General features: G+C 70.7%; 15 protein-coding genes. 4 read left to right on the top strand and 11 right to left on the bottom strand.

Features of this window, described 5'->3' with window-relative positions:
* Window positions 1-252: 252 nt before the first annotated feature.
* On the bottom strand, window positions 253-1,338 hold the full coding sequence (locus ACGG9C_RS11475) for a VIT1/CCC1 family protein (RefSeq protein ID WP_194383169.1): 1,086 nt from the start codon (window positions 1,336-1,338) through the stop codon (window positions 253-255).
* A gap of 98 nt (window positions 1,339-1,436) precedes the next feature.
* Entirely contained in the window at window positions 1,437-3,296 is a 1,860-nt protein-coding gene (locus ACGG9C_RS11470) for a DEAD/DEAH box helicase (RefSeq protein ID WP_390178674.1), read from the bottom strand.
* Window positions 3,297-3,423: 127 nt separating this feature from the next.
* Between ACGG9C_RS11470 and ACGG9C_RS11465 the strand changes: the two genes are divergently transcribed.
* Window positions 3,424-4,269, top strand: coding sequence for an SGNH/GDSL hydrolase family protein (locus ACGG9C_RS11465; RefSeq protein ID WP_194383171.1), 846 nt, complete (start codon window positions 3,424-3,426; stop codon window positions 4,267-4,269).
* On the opposite strand, the gene ACGG9C_RS11460 is transcribed toward ACGG9C_RS11465, so the two are convergent.
* The gene (locus ACGG9C_RS11460) at window positions 4,250-5,062 is read right to left on the bottom strand and encodes an RNA methyltransferase (RefSeq protein ID WP_286717057.1); all 813 of its coding nucleotides are present in this window, start codon (window positions 5,060-5,062) and stop codon (window positions 4,250-4,252) included. The genes ACGG9C_RS11465 and ACGG9C_RS11460 overlap by 20 nt on opposite strands.
* A gap of 76 nt (window positions 5,063-5,138) precedes the next feature.
* On the opposite strand from ACGG9C_RS11460, the gene ACGG9C_RS11455 reads away from it, so the two are divergent.
* Together ACGG9C_RS11455 and ACGG9C_RS11450 are read left to right on the top strand one after the other, a co-directional pair.
* Complete coding sequence (locus ACGG9C_RS11455) at window positions 5,139-6,014, top strand: Sir2 family NAD-dependent protein deacetylase (RefSeq protein ID WP_071043551.1); 876 nt, start codon at window positions 5,139-5,141, stop codon at window positions 6,012-6,014.
* Window positions 6,011-6,670 (top strand): histidine phosphatase family protein, encoded by a 660-nt coding sequence (locus tag ACGG9C_RS11450; protein WP_390178673.1) that lies wholly within the window; start codon window positions 6,011-6,013, stop codon window positions 6,668-6,670. The genes ACGG9C_RS11455 and ACGG9C_RS11450 overlap by 4 nt, the downstream gene beginning before the upstream one ends.
* Before the next feature lies 1 nt (window position 6,671).
* Here the strand turns inward: ACGG9C_RS11450 and ACGG9C_RS11445 are convergent, their stop codons facing one another.
* From ACGG9C_RS11445 to ACGG9C_RS11425, 5 genes are read right to left on the bottom strand one after another with little or no spacing between them, the layout of a single operon-like run.
* Entirely contained in the window at window positions 6,672-7,496 is an 825-nt protein-coding gene (locus ACGG9C_RS11445; RefSeq protein WP_071043553.1) for a CoA ester lyase, read from the bottom strand.
* A complete protein-coding gene (locus ACGG9C_RS11440) occupies window positions 7,493-8,014 on the bottom strand; it encodes a MaoC family dehydratase (RefSeq protein ID WP_071043747.1) in 522 nt (173 codons plus the stop codon). Before ACGG9C_RS11440 ends, ACGG9C_RS11445 begins: the two co-directional genes overlap by 4 nt.
* Window positions 8,015-8,024: 10 nt before the next feature.
* Window positions 8,025-9,179, bottom strand: a complete 1,155-nt coding sequence (locus ACGG9C_RS11435) for an acyl-CoA dehydrogenase family protein (RefSeq protein ID WP_390178672.1) — start codon at window positions 9,177-9,179, stop codon at window positions 8,025-8,027.
* A 34-nt stretch (window positions 9,180-9,213) separates the two neighbouring features.
* Window positions 9,214-11,124: an acetyl/propionyl/methylcrotonyl-CoA carboxylase subunit alpha gene (locus tag ACGG9C_RS11430; protein ID WP_390178671.1), complete on the bottom strand. Its 1,911-nt coding sequence runs from the start codon at window positions 11,122-11,124 to the stop codon at window positions 9,214-9,216.
* A 1-nt stretch (window position 11,125) separates the two neighbouring features.
* Window positions 11,126-12,712, bottom strand: a complete 1,587-nt coding sequence (locus ACGG9C_RS11425) for a carboxyl transferase domain-containing protein (RefSeq protein WP_390178670.1) — start codon at window positions 12,710-12,712, stop codon at window positions 11,126-11,128.
* A gap of 123 nt (window positions 12,713-12,835) precedes the next feature.
* On the opposite strand from ACGG9C_RS11425, the gene ACGG9C_RS11420 reads away from it, so the two are divergent.
* The gene (locus ACGG9C_RS11420) at window positions 12,836-13,444 is read left to right on the top strand and encodes a TetR/AcrR family transcriptional regulator (protein ID WP_071043555.1); all 609 of its coding nucleotides are present in this window, start codon (window positions 12,836-12,838) and stop codon (window positions 13,442-13,444) included.
* A gap of 9 nt (window positions 13,445-13,453) precedes the next feature.
* Here the strand turns inward: ACGG9C_RS11420 and ACGG9C_RS11415 are convergent, their stop codons facing one another.
* Genes ACGG9C_RS11415 through pdhA form a run of 3 tightly spaced genes read right to left on the bottom strand, consistent with a single transcriptional unit; the run spans window position 13,454 to window position 17,000 of the window.
* Window positions 13,454-14,839 carry a dihydrolipoamide acetyltransferase family protein gene (locus ACGG9C_RS11415; RefSeq protein ID WP_194383180.1) on the bottom strand — a complete coding sequence of 462 codons (1,386 nt, stop codon included), beginning with the start codon at window positions 14,837-14,839 and terminating at the stop codon, window positions 13,454-13,456.
* The gene (locus ACGG9C_RS11410) at window positions 14,836-15,870 is read right to left on the bottom strand and encodes an alpha-ketoacid dehydrogenase subunit beta (protein ID WP_194383181.1); all 1,035 of its coding nucleotides are present in this window, start codon (window positions 15,868-15,870) and stop codon (window positions 14,836-14,838) included. The genes ACGG9C_RS11415 and ACGG9C_RS11410 overlap by 4 nt, the downstream gene beginning before the upstream one ends.
* Entirely contained in the window at window positions 15,867-17,000 is a 1,134-nt protein-coding gene (gene pdhA, locus ACGG9C_RS11405; protein ID WP_194383182.1) for a pyruvate dehydrogenase (acetyl-transferring) E1 component subunit alpha, read from the bottom strand. Before pdhA ends, ACGG9C_RS11410 begins: the two co-directional genes overlap by 4 nt.
* Window positions 17,001-17,026: the final 26 nt, after the last annotated feature.

Here is a 17,026-nt window from a genome sequence, read left to right as displayed (position 1 = left end):
CGATGTCCTGAGACATCCCCGCCCCCGCCAGCCCCGCGTTCACGATGTCCCGAGACACCCGTTCACGATGTCCTGAAACCGCACACCCCCTCGCGCACAGTCCGAAAGGGTCCCGATATCGGGGCCCTTTCGTCGTTACGCTCCGTCGCCGCTCCGTCGCCGCTCGGCGCGAGAAACCACAAACGCCGCGAGAAACCACGCATTGCGTGGTTTCTCGCGGCAACCGGCGTTTTCGACGGGAGGCGGCGAACGTCAGGCCACGCCGACGCCGAACAGCAGCCCCAGGACGTAGGTGACGGCAGCCGCACCCCACCCGATCGCGAGCTGGCGCAGCGCGCGCCCCATCGGCGGTGCCCCCGACAGGATCCCGACGAGTGCGCCCGTGGCCAGCAGTGCGACGCCGACGAGTGCGAGGGCGAGGAGGACCGCTGCGAATCCGGTGAGCCCGAACAGCCACGGCAGCACGGGGATGATCGCGCCCGAGGCGAAGAACAGAAAACTCGAGCCCGCGGCTCGCCAAGCGCCGCCGATCACGTCGTCGCCGTCGAGGTCGGCGGCCACGACGAGGGACGTCGAGCCGCCTTCGCGCGCCGAGCCGACCAGCTGGCGGGCGCGCGCATCGGCCTCCTCGGCCGGCATCCCCCGCGTGCGGTACACCAGGGCGAGCTCGTTCGCATCGAGATCGAGGTGAGCGAGCGCGTCGTCGGCGTAGTCGCTCGGGCGCGCTGCCTCGAGCAGTTCGCGCTGAGAACGCACCGACACGTACTCGCCCGCCCCCATCGACAGCGCGCCCGCGAGCAGCCCGGCAATGCCGCTGAAGAGCACGAACTGCGGCGCTACTCCCGTCGCGCCGATGCCGAGCACGAGCGCGAGGATCGACACCAGTCCGTCGTTGGCACCGAACACGGCCGCGCGGAACACCCCCGACAGGCGACGTCGTCCGCGCGCCGCGAGGCCTCGGACCACCTCGTGATGCACGCGCTCGTCGGCAGCCATCGCCGGCGTCGCCGCCGGATCGTCGTCGTACGGTGAGCGGGCCTCGGCGTTCTGCGCGAGAGCGAGGGCGAAGACCGATCCGAAGCGCGTCGCCATGAACCCGAGGATGACGCTGGATGCGCTGCGATGCGGCAGCCGTTCGGGCTCTCCGCCGAGAAGTGCGAGCCAATGCGCCTCATGACGGCCCTCGGCCTCGGCGAGGGCGATGAGGATGGCGCGCTCTTCGCCCGTACGGCGAGACGCGAGACGACGATAGACGTCGGCCTCGGCGCGTTCGTCGACGAGGTATCGCGCCCAGCGGCGTCGTTCCCTCGGGGTGGCGATCGGTGTGGTCTCGGGCACACTTCACGCTAGCCATCGCGGGCACCTACGCCACTCGTGTCGGCCGGTATTGCCAGCATTTCGGAGCTCCGAAGCCGCCGGAAGCGGTGCCGTCGACGTCAGGAGCGCACGCGGGAGCGCAGCACATCGATGCGGGACTGCAGCTGCGCCACCGTCGCCTGTGCGACCGCCGGTCCGCCGCACACCCGCCGCAGCTCGGCGTGGACGGCGCCGTGCGGCTCACCCGATTGCCGGGCATAGAGTCCCACGAGGCTGTTGAGCAGCTGCCGCTGTTCGCGGAGCGTCCGGTGCAGCGCCGGCGGGAGCGTCTGTTCCGGCGAAGGCGGCTGATCGGTGGCCGACTCCCTCGACTCGCGTTCCTTGCGATGCCGGCCCTGTCGGGCCTGACGCTGCATCAGAAGCTCGTGCACGTGCTCGGGTTCGAGGAGTCCGGGCAGACCGAGGAACTCCTCCTCCTCCGGGGTTCCCGGCACGGCCAGCTGACCGAATTCGCGCCCGTCGTAGAGCACGCGGTCGAAATGAGCGAACGATCCGAGCGCCTCATAGGAGAACTCCTCGGTGAGCGCGTCGGAAGCCTTCTCGTCGCGCTCGGCCGCGTCCATGAGGTCTTCCTCGGCGTTCCAGTCTTCGTCGCCGTCGGAATCGCGATCGAGGGCATGATCGCGCTGGCGCTCCAGCTCGTTGGCGAGAGCGAGCAGCTGGGGGACGTTCGGCAGGAAGACGCTCGCGGTCTCGCCGCGACGGCGCGCGCGCACGAACCGCCCGATGGCCTGCGCGAAGAACAGGGGTGTGGATGCGGAGGTGGCGTACACGCCGACGGCCAGGCGCGGCACATCCACACCCTCGGACACCATGCGCACCGCGACCATCCAGCGCTTCTCACCGCGCGCGAACTCCTCGATGCGCGCTGACGCCTCGGCCTCGTCGGAGAGCACCACCGTGGGCGCCTCGCCGCTGATCTGCTCGAGGATCGCGGCGTAGGCGCGCGCCGCGATCTGATCCGTCGCGATCACGAGTCCTCCGGCGTCTGGCACATGCTCGCGCACCTCGCTCAGCCGTCGATCCGCCGAGCGCAGCACCGCCGGGATCCACTGCTCCTCCGGGTTCAGGGCCGTACGCCATGCCTGGGACGTGATGTCTTTCGTGTTGTCCTGGCCGAGGTGGGCCTCCATCTCCTCACCGGTCTTGGTGCGCCAGCGCATCTGCCCCGCGTAGACCAGGAAGATCACCGGCCGCACGACGCCGTCCTCGAGCGCGCGGCGATAGCCATAGCTGTAGTCGGTCCGCGAGAGTCGGATGCCCTTCGCGTCGGGGTGGTACTCGACGAACGGGATCGGCGCGGTGTCGCTGCGGAAAGGTGTGCCCGACAGGAGCAGACGACGCGTGGCGCGTCGGTACGCCTCCCGCAGCGCATCCCCCCAGCTGAGAGCGTCGCCGCCGTGATGCACCTCGTCGAGGATCACCAGCGTGCGACGGTCGAGCACGAGCTGCTCGTGCACCGAGGCCTTGACGGCCACCTGGGCATAGGTGACGGCCACACCGTGGTAGTGCCGAGCGGGAGCGACGTGACGATTGCTGAAGGCGGGATCCAGGCGGATCGACACCCGGGCAGCGGCATCCGCCCACTGCGTCTTCAGGTGCTCGGTCGGGGCGACCACGACGATGCGGTCGACGACGTCCCGCCGCAGCAGTTCCGTCGCGAGGCGAAGCGCGAACGTGGTCTTGCCGGCGCCGGGGGTCGCGGCAGCGAGGAAGTCGCGCGGACCGGAACCCGGACCATCGGGGCCGTCCATCGAGAAGTACAGGTCGAGCGCTTCGGCCTGCCAGGCACGCAGACGCTGCGCGGTGCCCCACGGAGCGCGTTGCGGGTACGTGGGCGAGAGGTGTTCGGCCGCGAAGCTCCCGAGGTGAGCGTCGGAAGGATGCGCGCCGTCGGCGGGAGGAGACTCGTCGAGCACCCGGCATCCCTCCCTGTCGTGTGATCCGCTGATGCGACTGACTACCTTAGACGAGCCCCGCGACGTCGGCTCCCGGCGGCGGCCGCGCGGGGATAGCCTCGTATCGGTCACGAACCGAAGGAGATCCATGGCAGGCGCGAGCGCGAACCGCACCCCGTTCGTCGAGAACACCGGACCGCATCCGTGGCGTCGTTACGTCGCGATCGGCGATTCGTTCACCGAGGGCATCGGCGATCCGGAGCCGGCTTCGCCGGGTGGGCATCGGGGATGGGCGGATCGGGTCGCCGAGGTGCTCGCCGACCAGGTGGAGGACTTCGCGTACGCCAATCTCGCCGTGCGGGGGCGCCTCATCGGGCAGATCGTGGCCGAACAGGTCGAACCCGCGCTCGCGCTCAAGCCGGACCTCGTGACGTTCTCGGCGGGGGGCAACGACGTCATCCGCCCGGGGAGCGACCCCGATGCCGTCGCCGAGCTGTTCGAGGACGCCGTCGCACGCCTGTCGCGCGACGGCGCGACCCTCGTGGTCTTCACCGGGATCGACACCGACTTCACGCCGGTGTTCCGCGGCATCCGCGGCAAGGTGGCGATCTACAACGAGAACATCCGCGCGATCGCCGACCGCTACGACGCGATCGTCGCAGACCAGTGGGCGCTGAAGGAGGTGCAGGACATGCGGTTCTTCGACGACGACCGCCTGCACATGAACGCGCTCGGTCACCACGAGGTCGCTCGCATGGTGCTTCGGGCACTGAACGTGCCCAACGATCTGCTCGCCATGCAGCCCGACCCGCTCCCCCGGCAGACGTGGCGCAAGGCCCGGTCCGGCGACCTGGTGTGGGCGCGGGAGTATCTCGTGCCGTGGGTGCTGCGCCGCGTGCGGCATCAGTCCTCCGGCGACCACGTCACCGCGAAGCGTCCCGATGCCCTGCCGCTCGGTGGTGCGGCCGGCCGCGTCATCGACGACGGGGATTGAGCGCCCAGACGGCCACCGCACCGGCTGCGGCGACGTTGAGGGAATCGACGCCGCCGGCCATCGGAATCGTCACGACGCTGTCGGCGGCCTCGACGGCGCGGCGACTGAGCCCGTCACCCTCGGCACCCAGCAGGAGCGCCACTCGATCGTGATCGGCGGCCGCGAACGCGTCGAGGCCGATGGCATCGTCGGACAGCGCGAGAGCGGCGAGATGGAATCCGGATGCGTGGAGCATCGTGCGCGCTTGCGGCCAGGCCGGAAGGCGGGTCCACGGCACCTGGAAGACCGTCCCCATGCTGACGCGCACACTGCGCCGGTACAGCGGGTCGGCACACCGCTCCGTGATGAGCACGGCGTCTGCTCCCAGAGCCGCGGCACTGCGGAACACCGCTCCGACGTTGGTGTGGTCGACGATGTCCTCCAGCACCACGACCAGACGCGCTCCGGCGACGGTCTCATGCACGCTCGGAAGGGCCGGACGCGCCATCGAGGCGAGAGCGCCCCGGTGAACCGCGTAGCCCGTGACCTGCTCGGCGATCTCGGCCGGGACGACGTACACGGGGGTATCCGGATGCGCCGCGAGCAGCGAGTCCGCGTCGTCGAGCCACTTCTGCTGCACCAGAAGCGAGCGCGGAGCGTGACCGGCCCCGAGAGCGCGAGCGATGACCTTCGCCGACTCCGCGATGTACAGACCGCCTTGCGGCTCGCTCACGCGTCGGAGCGCTATGTCGGTCAGGTCGCGGTAGTCCCGCAGCCGGGGATCCCCCGCATCGTCCACGCGTTCGACCCGCACGTTCGGCTCCCTTCCTCGGCCCTGACGTAACATCCTCGCAACTGCAGGCGAATACACTCGCATCGGAGGTGACCGGGTGACACTCACGACGGCGGGCGGTGCGGCGCTCTCCCCCACGGTGGCGGACGCCATCGACGCCCTCGCGGGGCGGCGGGTCGCCGTGCTGACGGGCGCGGGCGTGTCGACCGACTCCGGGATCCCCGATTACCGCGGCGAGGGGGCGCCCGTGCGCACCCCCATGACCGTCGAGCAGTTCCTCTCCAGCGACGAGGCCCGGCGCCGATACTGGATCGGCAGCCACCTGGGATGGCAGGCTTTCGCCGGTGCCGCTCCGAATCCCGGGCACGCCGCACTCGCGACACTCGAGGAGCACGGCGTCACGACGGGAGTCATCACGCAGAACGTCGACGGACTGCACGTGCGCGCGGGGAGCCGCCGCGTCGTGGAGCTGCACGGCACGATGCGACGTGTCTTCTGCACCCACTGCGGACAGGTCTTCGATCGTCGCGACCTGGCCGAGAGAGTCGAAGCGGAGAACCCCTGGATCACCGTTCCCGACAGCGTGGAACTCGGGCCCGACGGAGACGTGCTTCCCGGAACCACGGACGGTTTCGTCGTGCCGGTGTGCACCGTCTGCGGCGGGATGCTGAAGCCCGACGTCGTCTTCTTCGGCGAGTTCATCCCCGCCGAGAAGTTCCGCGAGGCGGAGCAGCTCGTCCGAGCCAGCGATGCCCTCGTCGTGGCCGGATCCTCCCTCGTCGTCAACTCCGGCATCCGGCTCCTCGAGCGGGCCCGTCGTCGCCGACTCCCGATCGTCATCGTCAACCGCGGGCAGACCCGGGGCGACCGCCGGGCGACGGTGAAGGTCGACGCCGGCACGACGGAAGTGCTCCAGGCGTTCGCCGCCGCGTTGCCCGCCCGGGTCGGCGGCGCGTCTAGTCTCGAGGGGTGACCTCCCTCCTCCTCGTCCGCCACGGTGAGACCGATTGGAACCGCCAGCGGCGCATCCAGGGTTCCACCGACATCCCCCTCAACGAAGCCGGTCGGGCGCAGGCCGCTGATGCCGCGCGCCACCTGCGCGACATCCTCGAGACCAATGCGCCCGTCGCCATGGCCGCGAGCGATCTGGGTCGCGCTCGCGAGACCGCGCAGATCATCGCCGACGCTCTCGGCGTGGGCGGCGTGGGTGTTTACCCCGATCTGCGCGAGCGCGCCTACGGTGAGGCGGAGGGCCTTCGACCCGAGGAGTTCTCCGAACGGTGGGGCTCCTGGGACCGCGCGGAGGTGCCCGGAGCCGAGGCGTGGCCGGATGTCCGACGCCGCGCCCTGCGCGGCCTGCGCTCGGCGGTCGGCGACGCCCGCAGCCGTACGGCGCCGGGGACGAGCACTGTCATCGTGGTGAGCCACGGCGCGCTCATCCGCGAGGTGATCCGCCACGCGAGCGCGGGCGAATTCCCCCTCGACGGTGAGCGCCTGCCGAACGGCTCGATCCACCGCCTCCGCTTCGAGCACGACCATCTGAGTCTGCTCTCGTACGAAGCCGCCGAGGATGCGCTGCGCATGACCGCGACCACCGAGGCCGTCGCGCCGGCCGGCCGCACGGCCTGACTCACGCGCCGGGGGCGACCTCCGCGCGTCGAACGATCGATCGCGCATGCCGAAGCACGGGCTCGTCGACCATCCGTCCGCGGAAGGTGAAGACACCCCGCTCCCCTTCGGCCGCCGCGAGGACCGCCCGCGCCCACGTCGTCTCATCGGCACCGGGCGCATAGGAACGGCGGATGACTTCGACCTGCGACGGATGGATGCAGGCGGTCGCCGAGAAGCCGGAGGCGGCCGCGTCGACCGCTTCGCGTGCGAGACCCTTCGTGTCGGCGATGTCGAGGTGCACCGCGTCCACCGCGATCCCGCCGTGGGCCCCCGCCGCCAGGAGGACCCGGGCGCGCGCTGTGCGTGCGATGTCACGGTAGCGTCCGTTCTTCTTCCGGCTGGAGGTGCCCCCGAGGCTGGCGACGAGGTCTTCGGCGCCCCACATCAGGCCGGAGACGTTCGGCAGCGACGCCAACGCCTCGGCGGCGACGATTCCGGTGGCCGTCTCGCACAGTGCGATCACCCGGAATCGCGCGTCGATTCTCGCGAGCTGGCGCGGATCTTCCGCCTTGGCGACCATGATCGTCCGGAAATCGGTCTGCGAGAGAGTCGCCATGTCCGCCACGAAGTCCGCCGTGCCCGTGGCATTGACCCTCACGATGACGCGATCGGGGTCGAGCTCGGCCTCGATGAGGGCGCCGCGTGCACCCGTCTTCGCCCCTGAGGCGACCGCGTCCTCCAGGTCGATGATCACCGCATCCGCGCGAGCCGCCGCGGTGGCGAAGCGTTCGGGCCTGTCGGCGGGGCAGAAGAGCAGAGCCGGTCCCCACGGTGCGTCAGTCATGACTCCCCTTCCGGATCGGGTGCGAACCACATCAGTGCCGTGCGCGTCGCCGTGGCGACCACGTCGTCGCGCTGGTTGCGTCCGGTGTGACGCATCGTCACCACGCCCTGTCCCGGCCGCGACGCGGATGGTCTGACCGCGAGGATCTCCGTCTCGGTGTAGAGCGTGTCACCGTGGTGCAGCGGGGCCGGAAACGTGACGTCGGTGAGTCCGAGCTGCGCGACGAGCGTGCCCTGCGTGATCTGGGTCACCGAGGCCCCCACCATCGTGGCGAGGGTCCACATCGAATTGACCAGCCGCTCGCCGAACGGCTGCGTCGCAGCGTAGGCGGCATCCAGGTGCAGCGCCTGAGTGTTCATCGTCAGAGCGGAGAAGAGGGTGTTGTCGGTCTCGGTCGCCGTCCGGCCCGGTCGGTGCCGGTATCGCGCGCCGACCACGAGCTCGTCGGCGTAGAGACCGCGCTGCTCGACCACGTGGTCGGACGGCGGGTGGGAGGAACGAGCGTCGGCGGCATCCATCGCGGCCACGCTACCCCGCGAGTCCGAGCGCCCGCGAGATCACCAGCAACTGCACCTCGGTGGTGCCCTCGCCGATCTCGAGGATCTTCGCGTCGCGGTAGTGCCGCGCGACGGGGAACTCGTTCATGAAGCCGTTGCCCCCGAAGATCTGCGTGGCGTCGCGGGCGTTGTCCATCGCCGCCTCCCCGGCGGTGAGCTTCGCGATCGCCGCCTCGGCCGTGAACGGCTGACCCGCGCCGCACAGCCGGGCCGCGTGGTGCCATGCCAGGCGCGCGGTGTGCACGCGCGCCTGCATGCGCGCGATCGTGAACTGGATGCTCTGACGCGAGGCCAGACGCTCTCCGAACACGACGCGCTGCCGCGCGTAGGCGATCGCCTCCTCCAGGCACCCTTCGGCGGCCCCGGTGGCCAGCGCCGCGATCGCGATCCGCCCTTCGTCGAGGATGTTCAGGAAGGCGGCGAACCCGCGTCCGCGCTCGCCCAGCAGGTTCTGCTCCGGCACACGCACCCCGTCGAAGACGAGCGGGTGCGTGTCGGAAGCATGCCAACCCACTTTGTCGTAAGCCGGTCCGACGGTGAAGCCCGGTGTTCCGCTGGGCACGATGAGCGTCGAGATCTCCTTTCGGCCGTCGCGCTCACCCGTGACGGCGGTCACCGTGACGAAACGCGTGATCGGCGTGCCGGAGTTCGTGATGAACTGCTTCGCGCCGTCGATGACCCACTCGTCACCCTCAAGGCGAGCCGTGGTGCGCGTGGCGCCCGCGTCGGATCCCGCCTCGGGTTCGGTCAGGCCGAAGCCGGCCAGGGCTCGCCCCGCGACGAGGTCGGGCAGCAGCTCCTGTCGCTGCTCCTCCGAGCCGAAGCGGTGCACGGGCATCGCGCCCAGGCTCACCGCCGCCTCGAGGGTGATGGCAATGGACTGGTCGACGCGCGCGAGGGCCTCCACGGCCAGGCACAGCGCGAAGAGGTCGCCGCCCTGCCCGCCGACGTCCTCCGGGAACGGCAGTCCGAACAGGCCGAGTTCGCCCATCTGTGCGACCACGTCCATGGACAGCGTCCGGGTGCGGTCCGCTTCGTAGGACTGGGGTGCGACGACGTCCTCGGCGAACTCCCGCACCAACCGTGCGAGCTCGCGCTCCTCGTCGCTCAACCCGTGATGTTCCATGTCTCCCTCTCCCTCCGCTGAGCACGCGACCGCGTCATGCGTCGGTCGGTCCGGCCACGTCGACGACCACGTCGCCGCGGCGCACGTGATCGCCCATGGCGACGCGCAGCCGCACTCGCCCGGCACGCGGCGCGAGCACCGGGTGCTCCATCTTCATGGCTTCGATCGTCACCAGCACCGCACCGGCGGCGACCTGTTCGTCGTCAGTGACGTGGACCGCCACGACCGAGCCCGGCATCGGCGCGACGGCATCGAGGGCGTCGACGCCGGTGCTCCCGCCGGACGCCGTGCGCCGGCGCCGTGCGACCTCGTTGCGGGTGAGCGGCCTCGCCGACACCGTCTCGCCGCGTCGATGCGCCCACCACGTGCCGTCGCTGGCGCGTGCCACGATCGCCTCGGCAGCCGCGGCGTCATCCGCTGCGGCCTCCTCGATGTCGTCCTCGACGAGGAAGGGGATGCGGGCGCCGTCGGCGCCGGACAGGCGCCATCCGTCCCGGCGGCCCCACGGCGAGCCGGTCGCGGGCGCAGGATGCCGGCCCAGCTCCGCGGCCGCCCACCGGGCGAGGACGTCCGCGTCGGGTCGGGTCACTCGGGGGATCTGACGTCGTCCGATGAGTCCGGTGTCGAGGCGACCGGCGCGCACATCCGCGTCACGCGCGAGAGCGCGCAGGAAGGAGATGTTCGTGTCGACGCCGAGCACGATCGTTTCCGCGAGGGCTCGGTCCAGAGCGTCCCACGCATCCTCCCGTGTGGACGCGTGACTGATCACCTTCGCGATCAGCGGGTCGTAGTGCTCCGTCACGGTGGCACCGGTCTCCACAGCAGCATCTGTGCGCACCCCCGGCGCCGCCCGCCACATCGCGATCTCACCGGTCTCGGGGAGGAATCCCCGCGTCGGGCTCTCCGCGTAGACCCGCGCTTCGACGGCGTGACCGTCCAGGCGCACGTCGGCCTGCGCGATCGGCAGCCGTCCCCCCGCGGCGACATCCAGCTGCATGGCGACGAGGTCGCGCCCGGTGATCATCTCGGTGACGGGGTGCTCGACCTGAAGCCGCGTGTTCATCTCGATGAAGAAGTACTCGTCCGGGCGATCCGCCGCCACGAGGAATTCGACCGTGCCCGCACTCCGGTAGTCCACCGATCTCGCGGCCGCGCACGCGCTCTCGCCGATCCGGGCGCGCGTCTCATCGTCGATCGCGGGCGAGGGCGCCTCCTCGATGACCTTCTGATGCCGCCGCTGCAGCGTGCACTCGCGTTCGCCGAGGTGGATCACCCCGCCGTGCGCGTCGGCCATGATCTGCACTTCGATGTGCCGCGGCGCCTCGATGAGTCGTTCGATCAGGAGGGCGTCGTCCGCGAACGACGCGCGGGCGATACGCCGCGCGGAGGCGATGGCGTCGAGCAGCCCGTCCTGCTCGCGGACCACCTGCATGCCCTTGCCTCCACCGCCGGCGGAGGGCTTCACGAGCAGCGGGTATCCGATCTCCTGGGCCTGACGGAAGATCTTCCCCTCCGTGCTGGCTCCGACCTCGAAGCCGGGCAGCACCGGCACCCCGTGCGCCGCGACGTGAGCTTTCGCGCGGATCTTGTCGCCCATCACCTCCAGAGCGCGATCGCCCGGACCGATGAAGACGATCCCTGCCGCGTGACACGCCCGCGCGAACCCCGCATTCTCCGACAGGAATCCGTAGCCGGGGTGGATGGCCTCCGCGCCGGTCCGACGCGCGGCGCGGATGATCGCGTCACCGTCGAGGTAGCTGGCGATCGCCGGCGCCGGGCCGATCCCGACCGCCTCGTCGGCTTCCCTCACGTGGGGGGCGTCGGCGTCGGCGTCGCTGTAGACCGCGACGCTGCGGATTCCGCGTCTGTGCAGCGTGTGGATGACACGTCGGGCGATCTCGCCGCGGTTGGCGACGAGCACGGTGGCGAAGGGACTCTCGTTCATGTCACATCCGGAACAGTCCGAGTCGTGGCTCGGCCAGGGGAACGCGGGTGACGACGTCGAGCGCCAGCCCCAGCACATCGCGTGTGTCGGCGGGGTCGATGATGCCGTCGTCCCAGAGTCGGGCCGTGGCATAGTACGGATCGCCCTGCTCCTCGTAGCGGGATCGGATCGGGGCCTCGAAGGCCTCCCGTTCGTCTGTCGTCCACTCCTCGCCCCGCACCGCCATCGCATCCTCGCGCACGGTGGCGAGCACCGCCGCGGCCTGACGCCCGCCCATCACCGAGATGCGACTGCCGGGCCAGGACCAGAGGAAGCGCGGTGAGGAGGCGCGTCCGCACATGGAGTAGTTGCCCGCGCCGAATGATCCGCCGATCACGACGGTCAGCTTCGGAACCCGGGTCGTGGCGACGGCGGTGACCATCTTCGCGCCGTCCTTCGCGATCCCCCCGGCCTCGGCGCCGCTGCCGACCATGAACCCGGAGATGTTCTGCAGGAACACCAGCGGAACACCACGCTGGTCGCACAGCTCGATGAAGTGCGCGCCCTTGAGGGAGGACTCGCTGAAGAGGACGCCGTTGTTGGCGACGATTCCCACGAGATGACCGTGGATGCGCGCGAAGCCCGTGACGAGTGTGGTGCCGTAGCGACTCTTGAACTCGTGGAAGTCCTCGCCGTCGATCAGACACGCGAGGACATCGCGGACGTCGTAGGGCCGATTGACGTCGAGAGGGACCAGGTCGTAGAGGTCGGTCGCCGGGCGACCGGGGTCACGCACGACGACCGCCTCCGTGCGCGGCGGGGCGGGAAGGGTCGAGACGATGTCGCGCACGATCTGGAGGGCGTGATCATCGTCGTCGGCGAGGTGGTCCACCACCCCGGAGCGCTCGGCGTGGAGTCGGCCCCCGCCGAGGTCCTCGGCGGTCACCACCTCGCCGATCGCCGCCTTGACCAGCGGTGGACCGCCGAGGAAGATCGTGCCCTGGTCTCGCACGATCACCGTCTCGTCGCTCATCGCGGGCACATAGGCTCCGCCGGCGGTACACGAGCCGAGAACGGCGGAGATCTGCGGGATGCCGGCGGCCGACAGTCGAGCCTGGGTGTAGAAGATGCGCCCGAAGTGGTCGCGATCGGGAAAGACCTCATCCTGCATCGGCAGGTATGCGCCGCCGGAGTCGACGAGGTAGATGCACGGCAGTCTGTTCTCCCCCGCTATCTCCTGTGCGCGCAGATGCTTCTTCACCGTCATCGGGAAGTAGGCGCCGCCCTTCACGGTCGGGTCGTTGCAGACGACCATGACGTGGCGACCGTGGACGAGCCCGATCCCGGCGACCACGCCCGCGGCCGGCGCGACGCCGTCGTACAGTCCGTCCGCCGCCAGCGGCGCCACTTCCAGGAACGGGCTGCCGAGGTCCAGCAGGCGCCGGATGCGCTCGCGCGGCAGCAGCTTCCCGCGTGAGACGTGTCGCTCGCGCGCCGCGTCCGGGCCGCCGCGCGCCACCTCGGACAGCCGCCGGCGCAGCCGGTCCGCGAGCTCCGCCTGACCCGACGACGCCTGGGCGCGGGGCGCCTGGACCGAGGATGCCTCCATGCCCGTCTCCTTCGACGTCACGATCTCGTCACGCACGTTGTCGCCGATGACGAGCGTTGGCTAGTGTTCACATCACAGTTAGCGCTGACTAACTGAGCACCACGTTAGCGAGGATTAACTGAGATGACAAGGAGCGCCACGGATCGTGAGCGCGCCAAAGCGGATCGCCATGACGCGCTGCTCCGCGAGGCCGCACGACTGTTCGCCGATCGCGGGTTCAGCGGCGTGAGTCTGGAGGACCTCGGCGCCGCCGTCGGCGTGTCGGGACCGGCCGTCTACCGGCACTTCTCGGGCAAGCAGGCTCTCCTGGCGGCCATCCTCGTCGGCGTCAGCGAGCGACTGCACGCGGGTGGGACGGAGGTCGCCGCCGCGCACGACACGGCCGCCGACCGCCTGGTCGCTCTCGCGCGCTTTCATGTCGCCTTCGCCCTGTCCGAAGCCGACGTCATCCGCGTGCAGGACCGCGATCTCGCCAATCTCTCCGATGGCGACGCCCGGACGGTGCGGCGTCTCCAGCGGGACTACGTCGCCATCTGGACGGACACCCTCGGCGCGCTGCTGCCGCACGCGGAGCCGGCCGAGCTGCGCGTGCGCGTCTACGCCTGCTTCGGTCTCATCAACTCCACACCGCACAGCGTGCGCGGCGTTCGCTGGAGTGTCCCGGACGGCCCAGCCGCGCCGGTCCTGGAGGCGATGGCGCTGGCGGCCCTCACCGCGGATGCCGACGCCTGATCGGGGCGCTCACGCCAGGAGCATCGCGCGTGCAGGGTCAGCCAGCAGCGCGCCCACGTCCCGCAGGAACGACGCAGCCTGTTCGCCGTCGACGACGCGATGGTCGAAGGACAGACTCAAGGTGATGACACTCCGCAGTGCGATCGCGCCTTCGTGCTCCCACGGCATGCGGCGGACCGCACCCAGGGCGAGGATGCCGGCCTCCCCCGGATTGAGGATGGGCGTTCCGGCATCGACGCCGAACACGCCGACGTTGGTGATCGAGAACGTGCTGCCGGTGAGTTCGGCGGGCGTCGACCGCCCCGACCGGGCACGCTCGGTGAGGGCAGAGAGCTCGGTCGCGAGTTCTGCGAGCGTCATCGCGTCGGCATCCGCGATGCGCGGCACGAGAAGACCGCGCGGGGTCGCGGCGGCGATCCCGAGGTTCACATAGCCGAACTCCACGATCTCGCCGGCGCGCTCGTCCCACCGCGCGTTGAGCGACGAGTGGCGCCGGAGCGACAGACAGACGGCCTTGGCGGCCACGGCCAGCACACCGATCCGGGCAGGCACCGCATCCCCCCGGACGCGCGCGATGAATTCCATCGTCTCGGTCGCGTCCACCGTCAGGAACGTGGTGGCGTGCGGCGCCGTGAAGGCGCTGGCGACCATCGCCTCCGCGGTGTGCCGACGCACGCCGCGGACCGGTACGCGCGTTTCCCGCTCGCCAGCCGGTTCCTGCGAGGGGGCGCGCTCGCGCGAGGCTGCCGGCGTGCGTCCCCGTCCGGCGACGTCTTCGACGTCTCGACGCGTGATGAGCCCGTCGGGACCCGCGGGCGTGATCAGGGCGATATCCACGCCGAGCTCCTTGGCCAGCTTCCGCACCGGTGGAGTGGACCGCGGTCGCTCGGCGAGGGTGTCGGCGGCCGTGTCGGTCAGGCGGATCGCGTCATGAGGTGCGGCCTCGAGGATCGCCGTGTCGGCGCCGGCGCTCGATTCCCCGGCCGCGGCACGGCGACGACGTCGCCGTGCGGGTGTGCCGACGGCCGCTCCGTAGCCGACGAGGTTTGCCGGCGCGGGCTCATCCTCCGCCTCCCCGGTCGCAGCGACCTCGACGGCATCCCCCTGGCCCTCGCCCGTTCCGCCGGTCCCGTCTCCTCCGGCGTCGCCCGACGCAGCAGAGGTGTCGACGCTCACCAGGACGGCACCCACGTCGACGACGTCGCCCGGCGCCGCGTGCAGTGTCCTGACCACCCCGGCGAAGGGCGAGGGGATCTCCACGACGGCCTTGGCCGTCTCGACCTCGGCGAGCGTCTGATTCAGGGACACCGTGTCGCCCTCGGCGACGTGCCACTGCACGATCTCGGCCTCGGGCAGCCCCTCGCCCAGGTCCGGGAGTCGGAAGTCCTCGCTCATCGAACCGCCTCCTCCGCCTCCGGGATGACCACCTCGTCCTCGAACCCCGTCGGGCTCGCGGGTCGTCCCAGCACCCGGTCCACCGCATCGAGGATCCGATCCAGATCGGGCAGGTGCAGTGCTTCGAGCTTCGCCGGCGGGTAGGGGATGTCGTGCCCGGTCACCCGTTCCGGCGGCGCCTCGAGGTAGTGGAAGCATCGCTCGACGAGGCTGGTGATGACCTCGGCCGCCATCCCGGCCTCACCGCCGGCCTCGTGGGTGACGACGACCCGGCCGGTACGTCGCACCGATGCCGCGAGCGTGCGGTAGTCCACGGGTGACAGGGAGCGCAGATCGATGACCTCGATCGACACGCCGTCCTCCTCGGCGGCGGCCGCGGCATCGAGCGCCGTCGTCACCTGGGCCCCGTACGTGACCAGCGTCACATCATGTCCGGGGCGGGCGACACGCGCAAGGCCCATCGGCGAGGCGTCGGCGAGATCGACGTCGCCCTTGCGGTGGTAGAGCCGCTTCGGCTCGAAGAAGACGACCGGATCGTCGCACGCGATCGCCTGCCGGAGCATGACGTACGCATCCTGCGGCTGCGACACCGCGATCACCCGAAGGCCGGACGTGTGCACGAAGTAGGCCTCCGGCGACTCGGAGTGGTGCTCCGCAGCCCCCACCCCTCCCGCCCAGGGGATGCGGATGGTGAGCGGCATGCGCACGCGTCCTTGCGTGCGATAGTGGAGCTTCGCCACCTGACACACGATCTGGTCGAAGGCCGGGTAGACGAACCCGTCGAACTGGATCTCGACCACGGGTCGGAATCCGCGGTAGGCCAGCCCCACCGCGGTGCCCACGATGCCCGCCTCCGCGAGAGGGGTGTCGACGACGCGCGCCGGCCCGAACTCGTCGAGGAGCCCGTCCGTGACGCGGAAGACGCCGCCCAGACGCCCGATGTCCTCCCCCATCAGCACGACGCGCTCGTCGTCGCGCATCGCTCTGCGCAGACCGTGGCCGAGCGCTGCAGCCATCGTCAACCGGCTCATCGCGCGTCCTCCTCGTCGTCGGCGAATCCGTCGAGGTACGCCCCGAACCGGCGACGTTGTGCCGCGAGCGCGGTGTGCGGCTCGGCGTAGACGTCGTCGAACACCGCGAGCGGCTCCCGCGAGCGCGCGTGGAGTGCCGCGTCCCGAACCGCTGCCGCGAGCTCATCCGCCCGGTCCGCCACGCCGGCTTCGAAGGCGTCGTCCCACGCGTCCTCGGCCTTCAGGAGCGCCTCCAGCCGCATGATCGGGTCGCGCTGTGCCCACGCCTCGAGGTCTTCCGGAGCGCGATACCGCGTCGGATCGTCGGAGGTCGTATGAGGCCCCATGCGATACGTCACGGCCTCGAGGAAGGCGGGGCCCGCTCCGGAGCGCGCATGATCGGCTGCCCACCGCATGGCGGCCAGACACGCGAGGACGTCGTTCCCGTCGATCCGCATGCTCGGGATGCCGAAGCCGGGCGCGCGCCCGGCGATCGGGAACCTCGCCTGCACCGTGACCGGCTCCGAGATCGCCCACTGATTGTTGGAGCACACGAAGACGACCGGAGCGGCGAAGGACGACGCGAAGACCATCGCCTCGTTGACGTCGCCCTGGCTCGTGGCGCCGTCGCCGAAGTAGGCCACGGCGATCTCCCCGCCGCGGTCGCGCTGGATGCCCATCGCGTACCCCACCGCGTGCAGCGACTGCGCCCCGATGATGATCTGCGGGGGCGCGGTGCGCATGCGCTGCGGGTCGTAGGTCGCGTGGACCTCACCACGCCAGGAGAGCACGACATCCGCGGGCTCCGCGCCGCGCACGAGCCCGACTCCGAGCTCGCGGTAGCTGGGGAACACGAAGTCGTCAGGCCGCAGGGCGCGAGCGGTGCCGACCTGCGCCGCCTCCTGCCCTCGGCAGGGTGCCCAGAGGCCCAGCTGACCCTGACGTTGCAGCGCGACCCCCTCGGTGTCGACGCTCCGGACGAGCGACATGTCCCGGTACAGGTCCCGCAGGAACGCATGATCGACGTCGTCGACCCAGGGATCGAGTTCACCGTCGCAGACGCGAGTGCCGTCAGCGCGGATCAGACGGGCGACCTCGTCGATGTCGGTCGCGGGATCAGCGGTCGGATTCAGGGTGTGCATCGTCGTCATCCCTTCCGGCGGTCCTGCCCTCGTGA

This window comes from Microbacterium sp. MTN4-26 (genome assembly GCF_042846595.1).
In the GTDB taxonomy this organism is placed as follows: domain Bacteria; phylum Actinomycetota; class Actinomycetes; order Actinomycetales; family Microbacteriaceae; genus Microbacterium; species Microbacterium luteum.
Note: the sequence above shows the minus strand (reverse complement) of the source record. Positions and strands in the feature narration are given on the sequence as shown.

Bases quoted from the DNA above. Each gene is read 5' to 3' on its own strand.
- ACGG9C_RS11465 (WP_194383171.1), top strand. From the start codon at position 3,424: ATGGCAGGCGCGAGCGCGAACCGCACCCCGTTCGTCGAGAACACCGGA.
- ACGG9C_RS11445 (WP_071043553.1), bottom strand. From the start codon at position 7,496: ATGACTGACGCACCGTGGGGACCGGCTCTGCTCTTCTGCCCCGCCGAC.
- ACGG9C_RS11440 (WP_071043747.1), bottom strand. From the start codon at position 8,014: ATGGATGCCGCCGACGCTCGTTCCTCCCACCCGCCGTCCGACCACGTG.
- ACGG9C_RS11435 (WP_390178672.1), bottom strand. From the start codon at position 9,179: ATGGAACATCACGGGTTGAGCGACGAGGAGCGCGAGCTCGCACGGTTG.
- ACGG9C_RS11430 (WP_390178671.1), bottom strand. From the start codon at position 11,124: ATGAACGAGAGTCCCTTCGCCACCGTGCTCGTCGCCAACCGCGGCGAG.
- ACGG9C_RS11425 (WP_390178670.1), bottom strand. From the start codon at position 12,712: ATGGAGGCATCCTCGGTCCAGGCGCCCCGCGCCCAGGCGTCGTCGGGT.
- ACGG9C_RS11420 (WP_071043555.1), top strand. From the start codon at position 12,836: ATGACAAGGAGCGCCACGGATCGTGAGCGCGCCAAAGCGGATCGCCAT.
- ACGG9C_RS11415 (WP_194383180.1), bottom strand. From the start codon at position 14,839: ATGAGCGAGGACTTCCGACTCCCGGACCTGGGCGAGGGGCTGCCCGAG.
- ACGG9C_RS11410 (WP_194383181.1), bottom strand. From the start codon at position 15,870: ATGAGCCGGTTGACGATGGCTGCAGCGCTCGGCCACGGTCTGCGCAGA.
- pdhA (WP_194383182.1), bottom strand. From the start codon at position 17,000: ATGACGACGATGCACACCCTGAATCCGACCGCTGATCCCGCGACCGAC.